Origin of the sequence: Cohaesibacter marisflavi, from assembly GCF_900115225.1 — a bacterium.
GTDB lineage: Bacteria > Pseudomonadota > Alphaproteobacteria > Rhizobiales > Cohaesibacteraceae > Cohaesibacter > Cohaesibacter marisflavi.
The window spans coordinates 24,390-35,861 of record NZ_FOVR01000023.1 but is presented as its reverse complement, the minus strand read 5'-3'; the positions used below and the strand labels follow the sequence as shown (position 1 = coordinate 35,861).

At 53.0% G+C, this 11,472-nt stretch carries 5 protein-coding genes; 1 reads left to right on the top strand and 4 read right to left on the bottom strand.

Annotated elements, in window-relative coordinates:
* The coding region (locus BM258_RS23195) for an integrase core domain-containing protein (RefSeq protein ID WP_139229372.1) at positions 1–221 on the top strand (221 nt) is incomplete at its 5' end.
* Between the two features lie 300 nt (positions 222–521).
* Here BM258_RS23195 and BM258_RS24590 read toward each other — a convergent pair.
* From BM258_RS24590 to BM258_RS23170, 4 genes are read right to left on the bottom strand one after another with little or no spacing between them, the layout of a single operon-like run.
* Positions 522–3,050, bottom strand: coding sequence for a hypothetical protein (locus BM258_RS24590; protein WP_090075624.1), 2,529 nt, complete (start codon positions 3,048–3,050; stop codon positions 522–524).
* A gap of 59 nt (positions 3,051–3,109) precedes the next feature.
* On the bottom strand, positions 3,110–8,404 hold the full coding sequence (locus BM258_RS23180; protein ID WP_090075623.1) for an LPD38 domain-containing protein: 5,295 nt from the start codon (positions 8,402–8,404) through the stop codon (positions 3,110–3,112).
* Positions 8,401–10,890, bottom strand: coding sequence for a hypothetical protein (locus tag BM258_RS23175; protein WP_090075622.1), 2,490 nt, complete (start codon positions 10,888–10,890; stop codon positions 8,401–8,403). The genes BM258_RS23180 and BM258_RS23175 overlap by 4 nt, the downstream gene beginning before the upstream one ends.
* Positions 10,891–10,899: 9 nt before the next feature.
* Positions 10,900–11,463 carry a hypothetical protein gene (locus BM258_RS23170; protein ID WP_175528228.1) on the bottom strand — a complete coding sequence of 188 codons (564 nt, stop codon included), beginning with the start codon at positions 11,461–11,463 and terminating at the stop codon, positions 10,900–10,902.
* Positions 11,464–11,472 lie beyond the last annotated feature (9 nt).

Genomic DNA, 11,472 nt, shown 5'->3' with positions numbered 1-11,472 from the left:
GTGGGCGCTGGGTCGATAACCGGATGATCGAACGGCTCTGGCGATCTATCAAATACGAGTGCATCTATCTCAATGCATTTGAGACGGGATCAGAAGCAAGGGCTGGCATTGGAAAATGGATCTCCTACTATAACGAACTACGCCCCCATTCTTCCCATGGCATTCTGACCCCGAATGAGGCCTACAACACGATGAATGGAACAACAAAACTGGCTGCCTGAACAGATAATCAGATCCACCTTATTCAGGCTAAAATTTGGTCGAAATAGCAGGACCATGTATGCCCATATGCTTTTTCAACTCATTGTTGAGCCCAGCCTTTAGATAGTGGAGCCCACATTCCATCAATTTATCACGGTTTGCCGCTAAAGATTTTTGGATGCTTGTTGTGCCAGTTTTATAGGTCCCTATATGAACATAAATTGTCTTTTGATCCATAGACGCTACAATCCCTCCGAAATATCAATTTGGAGAGACCGTATAAAAATGCTGCTGTTAAGTCCACCGATAAACATTCGATCTTAGAACCATCGCCCTGTTACCATGAGTTTGCAGTTTGTGATATTGTCACCGCTTTCGAAGTCTGGTGAGCCAAATGTGCGTGGTAATTGAGCTGTTAATGCAGAACCAGTCACGAACCCTCGCTGACATCCAATATTATTTAGCGTCACACCTGTATAATTTGAACTGTTAGAAGGCAGACAAACGCTTATCATCGTTGGGTCTGACGTAAAAGTAACGGCCATTGTTTCAGTAAAAGTGAGCAGGTCAGCGCTCGCGACGTAGGCAAAAGTAGCATCATCGCGAATGTATTCTAGCCGCCCGTCAGCGTACTTATAATAGATGTAACCAGTGCCCGCCCCCTTCTCAAAGATAGCACCTGTTGGCACACCAGATCCATCCTTGGAGACCGTGCCGACGATGTTTGATTGGCTGAAAAACATAGCCCAATCAGCATATGAACCGCCGAAAATTTTTGTTCTTCCGAAGAAATCACCATTTGCATTACTAACAACTTGAAAACCTGTGTTGTCACTACCATCAAGATTTATTCCAGTGTAGCGCCGGTCTCCATCTGGTGAATTTGCAGGAACCGCAGTTATGCTTTGATTGGTGAAAAATCCACTAAACCCAACGGCATCAAAATCGTCGCCGTCATCTAGATTAATGGGAGAAAGTAGCCCACCAGCCCCAACAGTCAGCAGTGCACCAGACGTAGTGTCAGTTGCCGAGGACTGTACCGCATCACCAGTAATTTGGCCTGACGTATCTATATCACCGGCAGCCGTGATGCGCATACGTTCTGTATCATTTGTTTTGAAAATGATAGGTTCTGCACGCTGGTTCCCGACAATTGTGGCAGCTCCATCCCACGTAAAGATCGCCGCACCTTCATAACCACCTGCCCCGTCATCGACTTCAACACGAAAGCCACCAAAGGTAGTGTCCAGAGGGCGACAAATAAATCTGGAATGGCCAGTTGGGTTGATGTTTAGGAAGTCGTTTGAATTTACTTTGAACTCATTAGCACCACGAGCAATATGATAGGTGCCGACATATCCGACTTTCCAGCCAATTTCTGGGTAATTTGCCGTGCTTGACCAATTGCCACATTGGATGCCAACTGTCCCAGCGTTCCCGCCTCCATCGCCATTATGAGCAAAAGCATTGCCATCGATAGTAAGGCCATTCCAGAACCCGTAATATCCAGCTGTCGCCCCATGGCTATCGATTGTTAGGCCATGGTGGGCTGGGCTAGACAAGCTGTCAGAGTAAGCGTGCATCGCCGCACGCCATCCTATCCCCGCACCATCGCGAGGGGCGGTTGTCTCGCCGCTATTGACATATATATGTCCCTCGACGCCCATGGTTCCTTTTGCTGTTGCTGTCGTTACAGCACCGGCCCCAAATACGCCGCAAGACATGCCACCGTTTGAACTGTTTGTGGTTCGGGCAGATAGGCCGACACAATCATTATCTGTGCCTGTATTTGTCATAGCAGCGCGAATGCCAGATATGGCCCTTGTTCCGCCTGTCGTTACCTCGCCAACAACAGCAATTCCCAATGGGTAACTTCGAGAAGTATTGCCCGTTGTTTTACCTTCGAGCCATATAAATGGCTTAGTCGGTGTCGTATCAGTTGGGTCCCGTACAATATCAATATAGGTGCCGCCCGCACTGAATTCATCAGGAACAAACCAGGTTGGCGGGTCATAAGCGCCATTGACTTGAGACGCGGTTAGCTTGGTCGCAATGCTATCGGTTACGGTGGAAGCAAAGTTTTCGTCATTGCCAAGAGCCGCCGCAAGTTCGTTCAGGGTATCAAGAGCTTCTGGCGAGCTATCAACCAAGCCAGCTATCGCAGCATCAACTTCCGTCGTGCTGTAAACACCCAGTGTGGTTTGCATTGCCGCTTGGCTAATACCGGCCATAAGGGTTGCGCCAAGGGGTGAAATCGTGGAGTTATCCGGAAGTACAAGCGTCTTCAGGCCGGATGGAGAAAGCGTTTCACTTTCAAGAAGTGCATCTTCAAAAGCGGCCTCAACAGCGTCAGCGCTATCGGATGCGCTCTGTTCGAGGGTCACGATTTGGGCAAGACTTTCGTCCACGTTCTTCTTGATCTGCTCAATGGCTGGGACGGTCGTGCTGTTGAAATAGTCAAAGGCCGTTTGGACCACATTGATCTTGGAAAGGGTTTCCGTGATCCAGATCAGGCAACGCTCGAAGATCGTGTTGATCGTAGCGCGAGAATAGTTGGCGCTGGTCAGCTTCTGATAAAGGACGAGTTTTGCTTCACCCCGAATTCGATATTCAGTTCCTTCAACAGCGCCTTCCAACAGGGTGACTGTGCCGCCGGTATCTTCGCCAGCGCCGGAGACAGTGTAATCGACATTTAGCGTCAGGACCGTTTCGCTGTCATCTTCGGCGACGATCGATACGACAAGATCACTATCTACCTGAAACTTGTAGGTGACAGCGAACTCAGTTTGGGCTTCGACTGCAACATAGGAAACGTCGCGATCATCTTGTGTAATGGGCGTAGCTGACATGGTGTGATCCTGACAAAAGCTTTTTGCCTATGATCGCTCATTCCCCTACCGGTCAACCGTTAGTTCGCAAGCCCCGGAACCAGTGCTTTGGGCGGACGTTTGATCTTGTCACCGTTGAGTTCCCGCTCATGTTTGGCCATGACAACAAAGTCCGCCATCGGGGCGTCAGAGCCATCTGCAAGCAAGCGTGCGCGATAATCCGGCCAGCTTTTCTGCACGGTTTCAAAGGGCACGACGCCGCCAGTAGCGTAGCGATCCGCAAGCACCTTGAGAATTTTCGGGTTGAGTGCTTCCAATTCGCGGTAATGCCCTTCTACATCCATCAGGCCTCGATGCTGCCATCCAGGCTGATCAAGGAGTACCAGTGCATTGCGTGCTTCCTTGACAGCGAGGCTTTCAAGAATATCGACCATCGCCCCGCGATCACTACGCGGAATGGAGCTCAAAGGACCATCTGCCCCTATAACTTCATCATCAGCTAGATCCTTACGAAGGCGAGAAATGGCCCGAACGGCACGTCTGGCCCGATCGAGCGGGTGCATTTTCTTTGCCTGGGCAGCATTGCCTTGCATGAAGCGGGACGTCAGATAAACCCGCTGTTCTTCGCCGAGTGTTCCCAGATAGTCGTCAGCTTCGACAGTTTGCCCGGCATCGAGCATGGCCTGATAGCTTTTGACCGTCCCCTCGAATTCTCCCGTACTGGGGGCAACCAGAGCCCAAAATTCCCGCGTTGATCGGGATCCGCGCGATGCCGATTTGATGAACCGGCGCAGAATGGCCATGTCATCGGCTGATTGGCCGGGCTTGTTGCTGCCAAAGGCATCGTAGATTGACAAAGCCGATCGCCCGAGACCGCCCGTGAAATTCGTAATCATCTTGTCCGTCAAGGCAGGAGACCAGCCAAGCACGTCGCCGATCTGTTTGGAGAGTTCGGACGTTGAAGCGGTATATTGCAATCGCGGCTCTAAGCCGAGCAGCTGCTCGGGCACAACATCGGCACCGGTGAAAAAGTCCTTGTTGCTTTTGACCTCGAAATAGGTTTTTACCAGCGGATTGCTTTCCATGATATTGGGCGGAAGCAAGACTTCAAAAAGGCTGTCCATATAGCGTTCTGCTGCTGTTGGATCTTGATTGATCACCCCATCATAGGCCGCTTCGGCGATGTTGAGCATGATTGCCAGTTCAAAGGGCTTGGGGATGGCAGTCCAGCGATTGCCGGTTTTGATCATCCAGTGCGTGGCGCGCGTGGTTTCCGAGATCTCGTGATAATCATCATACTGGCTCATGAGGGCATGAAGCCCCATGCCAGCAACAGTCAAGGCTGATAGTCGGGCCCATGCCTTTGTTGCCTGAGGGATGGCCCTTTCCTCTTCAGCAGTTAGCACCTTGCCGAAATATTTCTTTGCCAATGGTGTGATCATCAGGCGGGAGGCCTTGTCGAGCCCTTGTAAGCTGGCATTAAGGAAGGGAACAATGCGCGAAAGCGCCATCATATGCAGACCACGCCGGTCAAAGTCGAGATGATCGCGGGATAGCCAGGCAGCCTCGGTTGCTGCTTCGAATTCATCGAGGCCACGCATGCGCCCCTCTTCAAAGAAGGTGCGGAAGAGACCGAGGCGGGTGGCTGTTTCGGACACCTCGGTCAAGGAGGCAAGCCCTTTGGCAAATTGATAGGGATGTGTGATCGGGTTAGCCATCTTCGAAGTGATGTAACCCTTTTTCTCCAAAGCCTTGAGATCGCGACTTAAAGCACCATCCCTGAGGGAGGCAACATTTTCGCCACCCATGATGCCACCCATGGCGTTATAGTGACGGGCTGCTTCCCGACTGAAGAATTCATCCATACCACCATCAAAGGTCGCTTTCAGGCGTTTGAAGGGGTGGCCATAGAAAATCGCTGCCATGGCCTGGTCGCGAATGATGTTAGCGGCAATGAATTCCGGCGCTGCTGTAATGCCGGTGCGCAACATGCTGGCAGATCCAGCGAGGATATCAAGCAACATGGTGCGCTCGACATGGTTCATTGCGGTAAAGCTTCGATAGAGCTGTTGCCCGAGTTCACCATCCGCCAAACGCAAGGCCTTCAGCGTTCCGCCTTCTCGGAAGAATACGATCGGCTGACCTCCTTCCTTGATAACTTCCGGGCGAAACAGATTGGCCTTTTCATTTCCAATGGTCTCTTGCAAGGCATCGCGCACGATAGAGAAGTCGACCTTAGAAAAACCCCGCTGTTTTGCCGCCGCTTCCACCGCTTCAATTGGATCCACAATGAGGGCCTTCATTTCGCGTGCGGGGATCTCTTCGACAATGGCTCCGGATCCATGGCCAGCCATCCGGCCGAGCCGCTTCAAGGATCGGATCATGTCATTATGGGCGATCGCAACAGACGTTTCATAGGCATCCATCATCAGGCTTTCGAGCGGATTGATCACATCGAGGTTGGAGCCACGAAATTGATTGACCTGGTTCTGTTTGCCGGTGCGGGCTCCCTTCCCTTCAGTCTTGGTGTTGCCTGGATAGTCCTGCTTTCTCAGCCCCGGCACATAGTCGCGGATCTGCAACCCTTCGCGATATTGCTCTTTGCTGATGAGCCCGGCATCGAGCTTTTTCTTCCAGAGCTGCTTGTTCCAGCCATAGACCATTTCAGCCGCCTGCTGGAAATGCGGATATTTGGCTTCCATTTCTCGAATGACGACTTCATGATCCCCTTTGGTGAATTTGTCTGGCGTGTTCGGAATGTCGCCCGCTTCATAACGATACCATTCGCCAAGGGCGCGACGAGACCAGAGATAGGTGCCGAAATCCTGAGTGATCACCGGATCATGCTTTGAAAGCACATTGCCACCGCCATGGGCATAGATGATGGCATCGCGCAAGGCCGGCCCTTGTGGTTCCAGCTGATGATAGCCATGCACGCCATACATCAGGTCCATGTGACCGGCGCTTTGCGCGCCATTGATCATGCGAGCAAGTTTGTAAGGGTCATCCTTGACAGCTAGATCCAGCTGCTTGCCCGTATTCTCCGAATAAACCTTTATCAGTTCGGTGACAGCCTGCTGGATCGGGTGCTTGGCATCCATGAAATTGGTATAGGCATTGTGCAATTTATCGCCGATCGTCTGCCCGATCCCGGACTTTTTGACCTCTTCGATCGTTTGCCCTATTGCTCCATCGATCTTGCTGGTCACGACCGAAGAGGAAACCGCGTTGCCGGACGGCATGGTGCGCCAGGAATAATAAAGATCCTGCAATTCGACAAAGCCCTTGAGCCATTCCGGCTTCCTGCTCTTCAAAAAGTCGGTAAAGGCACGGTTGAAGGTTGGCGCATGTTTGGCCGCATAATTGGGGTTCATCAGAAAATTCCGGAAGAATTCCGCAAAACCTTCGGTCAACCATAAGTCCGGAGAATAGCCAACTGGGGCCATTGGTTCCAGTTCGCGGCTATAAATCGCCATCAGATCTGAGAAGTCTTTTCCCAGTTTCTGATCAATATGATGCCCCACTTCATGGGCAATCACTTCGATATCGTTGGGATCCTTGATCCGGATTACACCGGTCCGTGTGTTGTGCGTGCCAAGAACACCGGCCTTGCTTTGCCCTAGCGGTTTCTTGATGCCGCGCCTCACAGCAGCAACGCCCGTCAGATCGTAAAGGCGATTGGCGATATCGACCAGGCGCACACCAACAGCCTTGTGATTTTCATTGCTGGCCGTCCGCTCGATGCCATCTGTGTTGCGCCGGATCTCGCCTGACATTGCCCCCAGTCGATCCTGGATCATGTTGGCATCAGCATCCACTCGGGTGATCGCTGCTTGCAGAGCAGGATCTCCCTTGCTTTCCCCTTGAGGAAGTCGCATATCTTGATCGGCCGACGAGGTGGAGGAGCTGTGCGCGTCCATCTGGCGACTGTCGGAGCGCTCCGTACTACCTTCGGCACGTTGGCTTTCATTGAAATTCTTGGATTTTGGATCTATACTATTACCGGTTGGCGCAGCGGAGGAGGCGTCCGCATGATAAGTGTCAGAGCGCCCGGTAGTACCTCTGGCCCGCCAATCATCAGTCGGCTCATATGCCGAAAGCAACCAGGTCTTTTCCTTCCCATCATAATCAAAGCGAATAACGGCTTTATATTTGTCGCTTTTCAGAATGGCCCTGTTATCTGATTTACTAACGACTTCAAGCGAACGAATAATTTCCGGCAGGTCATCGTAAACTTCCGGATGCTTTTCAAAGATCTTTTTGAGACCAGCGCCCGTGTCCGTCTTAAGGTCATAGTCGCCCCAGAAAACATCGATATCGCCGAGATCAGGATGGTCCAGTGCTCCGCGCGCTTCCCCGGCTTCCATCTGTTTGAGCCGATCGGCAACACTCGACCATTGGCGATTATGCGCGTCGATATCCACGATCGGCCCAAATTGACCAACCTCGACAATGTCCGGATCGGTTGCCTTCCATGTCCCATTGTCTTTCCAGAGCGGTTCAGCATCGGTCTGCCGTGCCATGGCCTGCACTTCCGGCTTAGCTGGTCTTGGCTGCAGACGATCACCAAGGGATACAGGTTCCGAAACGACCTCAGAAGCCGTCACAGCGCTTTGCGCTTTAGTGGCAGCCTCAGTGTTGCCGAAGTCCAGTTTTTTGCCGTCTGGCAAATCTGGATTCATTGCCGGGGTGTCCATCGGTTCTGATCGGACGGCTGTGTCCAGCATGTCGGCTTGACGAGCTGGCATGTCGGGTGCGCGATCATTTGCCCAGTCGGCCACTTCCCCTGCGATATGGCTTTGCGGAGAACTCGCCCGATGAGTAATCGGTCCCATGACACCACCAGCAACAGCGCCCAGACCAACAGAGCTTGCGAACTGGATCGGGTCGAATTCCTCGCGGAAACCGGCTCCCATTTCAATGCCCTGGATAACGGGGTCCGTTACAGCATTGACTGCAGCAGCATCCACGGCACCCGCAAAGAGACGGGCACGAAGAGCAGAAAGGCCACGGCCAGACATGGCCAATGCCTTTTCACCGATACCAACCGGGATCAGGTTTTCAAGATGGGGCGTGCCGCGTTCGGCATCCACGATCGTACCCGCGACCTGCCCGGTCAGCGCGGCGAGACCTTCTATTGGTGTATCCCATTCCGGAAAGCTTTCATAACGGCTGTCAAAGCGTTGTCTGTTTTCTGGACGGCTGACATCGCGCAAGGCACCGACAACGGTCCCTTGTCGCGTTGCTGCTTCCATATTGATCTTAAATCGTTCAGACAGCCCCGGTCGAGGGGCTTCCATCAGGATGGGATCCGATCCTTCCGCATCGAATTGATCAAAGGGATTGGGAATAGTTGCCTCAGCTTGCCCACTCATTGTGCATTTTCCTTTGCCGGATCGTAATTTTCAGACCCATCCTCATTGATCGATACGCCATCAGAGGCGAGGCCATCGACGTAAGCCTGTGTTTGCTGTTTGCTTCGCTCTTGTGCCTTGATATAGAAAGCGGAAGCACCAGATCCGAATTTGTCGTCAAACTGATCGGCTAGATCCGGATTGGCGAGCAGATGATTAATCTGACTGTTGTTTGGCGAGGCCTTCCATTTGACCGTATCGAAGTCCCCATCCATCGCCGTTTCTGTTTCGAGCGCACCCATTTTCTGATCCGAGGATTTAGCATCGAGGCGGCTTTGTCGTTCCCCAAGTTTGGTTTGCCTGAGCATAGATGTTGCGACCGTCGCGGCTTCCTTATGCAGTCCCTTCCAATGAAGGATCTGTGTCATGACCTCATCCGCATAAGGTCCATAGCTTTCATCGATCTTAGCAAATAGCTGATCCCACGTCTGGCGATCCACCGCACCGGCCACCGGCTGGGCGATGACTTGCAATTCCGAATTCGTCAACGGGGCCTTGGCATAGTCCGAGATCCCGAGCGCTTCCTGTGCGTCCAGCCTGCCCTTGATCAGTTCTTCCATCGCAACAAGATCCCCTTGATAGGCCTGCTCGCGAATGGGCTTGAGATCGTCAAATGCGACATCGACCGCCAAGGCCGGATCTTCCTTGCGCCGCTTGAGGATCTTTTGGGCTTCTTTCTGTGCAGTGTCGTGTATTGTTGCCTGATCCGTGTAGCCAGAAGCTCCCGCTTTCGGCTCAAGAGCCGCCAAATGACCAACCATCTCTGTTGCAGGCATCAGGTCGAGGCCAGTCGTTGCGTTGAAAATTCCGGCCTGCAGCTGACGCTTTTGCTGCCATTCCTGCGCGGTACCTTCTCCGAGGGTTGCCTTGACCTGGTCAAAGGTCAGCTCTTCCCCATCGATCGACAAACCGACACCAGTCCCCCGAATGGACGCCAGATCATCATCCACCATGGAACGCATCTTCTGTACTTCCAATTTGCTGGTGGCGGTGGTCTGTCGTTTTTCCTGAGTGATAGCTCCGGCATATTTGCGTTCAAGTGCTTGTACCTGTTCCAAAGAGAGATCCTTGAAGAGCTCTTCCTCTTTGGTCCAGCTATCCTTCAATCCTTCAATAAAGGCTTCTTTACTGCCTACATCTGGCAGGCTGTCAAAAACACCATCCACACGCGCGAGCGTTACGGTATCGAGTACGGCTTTCCTGTCGCGCTTTGCCACTTCCGGAGAAATAAGACCAGCATCAAGAGCGTCGGAAATGGAAGCTAGGCTTTCATTGATCGAAACTTCCAGATCTGCACCGGCCTCCACATCATTGCCCGTCAGATAGGCTTGTCGTTGCAAGCTGGATCGGGAGGCCTTCAGGGTGTCGTCATAGTCCGATCGTTCACCATCGCGCACGCGGGCATCTTCTGCCGCTCTGGCAGACTTTTCATAAACGCGCCGTTTCTGGGCGAAGGTTTGCTGGCCAAGCAAGATCATTTCCGGATCATTGTTGGACAACTTGCCAAGCTGCGTCAGAACCCCGTTTTCCGCTTCATCAAAAGCTTGCGTCAATGCTGCCGGGTCGTCCTTGTGTTCTTCATAGAGGGCGTCAAGCTGCTGGGTCACTTCCAGAGGCAAGCGCCGTGTTAGCGCCCTGTTTTGAGATGCCAGATAAGCTTCCCCCATGGGGGTGTCACCACGACGCAAGGCAAGTGCAGGCCCGGTGGCCGAAGGGCGTCCGGTGCCTGCAGGATACGCCCCGGAAAACAACTGTTCGGCTTTGGCCCGATGACCGTCCATCTGGTTTTGGACTTTATCGCGCACCGTGCCAGGTGCGCCGCCTGCAGCTTCATCCGAGGCATTGTATCTGCCAACGGCACCGGCATTGATTACGGAATAGATATCGAGCAGCCCCATGCCAGGTTTGACACCACCATCGCGCAGAAAACGTACAATTGCGCCATTTTCTCCCAGTTGGCTGGCAAGTGGATTGTTCCAATCAATGCCATATTGCTTGGCTTGCGGTTCTCCAAACTGTATAAGACCGCGATGGGTGCCCCATTTTGTGGTTGGCCCCTTTTTTGATGGGTCGAACGTTCCACCCGTTTCATATGAAATGACAGTAGCCAGATCGATCGGATCAATCTTCAGGGCACTGGCAGCGGCCTCGATACCTGCTTTCATATCCCCGTTGAAATAACTGCTGGCCGATCCGGTCCCCAGATCAGCCGCGTATCCAGCCTGCTCGCCTGATGTTTGTGCCGCTTTAAGATCCGCAGCCTGTTGGCGTTTCATCGCCCGATCGGCCATGGCGCTAAGGGTCCGCCCTGCCTGACGCAGGCTTTTCGAGGCTGCAAACCAAATGCCGGCATTGGTATCAACCGCCGCACCGGGCTTGGTTGATACCTGACCTTGCGTATTCAATTCTACAAGTTTGCCCAATCCCCGGGCCTGACGGTTCGCCATGATTGTCCCCTAACTAAATAGATTGCCGATAAAGCCGATGGCACCTGCAGAGCGGGTTCTGGAAGCCACCTTGCGATAGCCAGCTGCTCGTGCGCGTAGCATTGCAGCGCGGGCGTCGGTGTCTGCCCGATCAACGGAAATGTCATCAACGGCCCGATCTTCCATGGCATTGGCATTATCCTGTGCTGCACCTTCCCCGACCAATTGACCAGCAGCTGCATATTTAACGGCATTCTCACCAAGGGCTTTCATGAGGGCGCGCTTGATACCCAAGGTGCGCTGGACGCCCTTGGTCTCTTCGTCCGTTGCCTGCATGTCGGCATCATCGGCTTGCACCTCATAGCCTTCCGCTTGCGCATTGGCCCCTTGCAGGCCAGCAACAGCACTGGCAAAGCCAGCTACGCCCTGGATAATGGAAGAGGCTGAAATACCAGTGCCGAACAAACCAGAAGAAGCTGTCGTTGCTGCAGCAGTTCCTGCCGTTGCAGCAGAGCCCGCAGCCGTAGCGCCAGCCGTGGCAGCTGCGCCACCGCCCCCCATCAAAGCGCCAATTCCGCTAATCAACATTGTCATGGAGGCCTC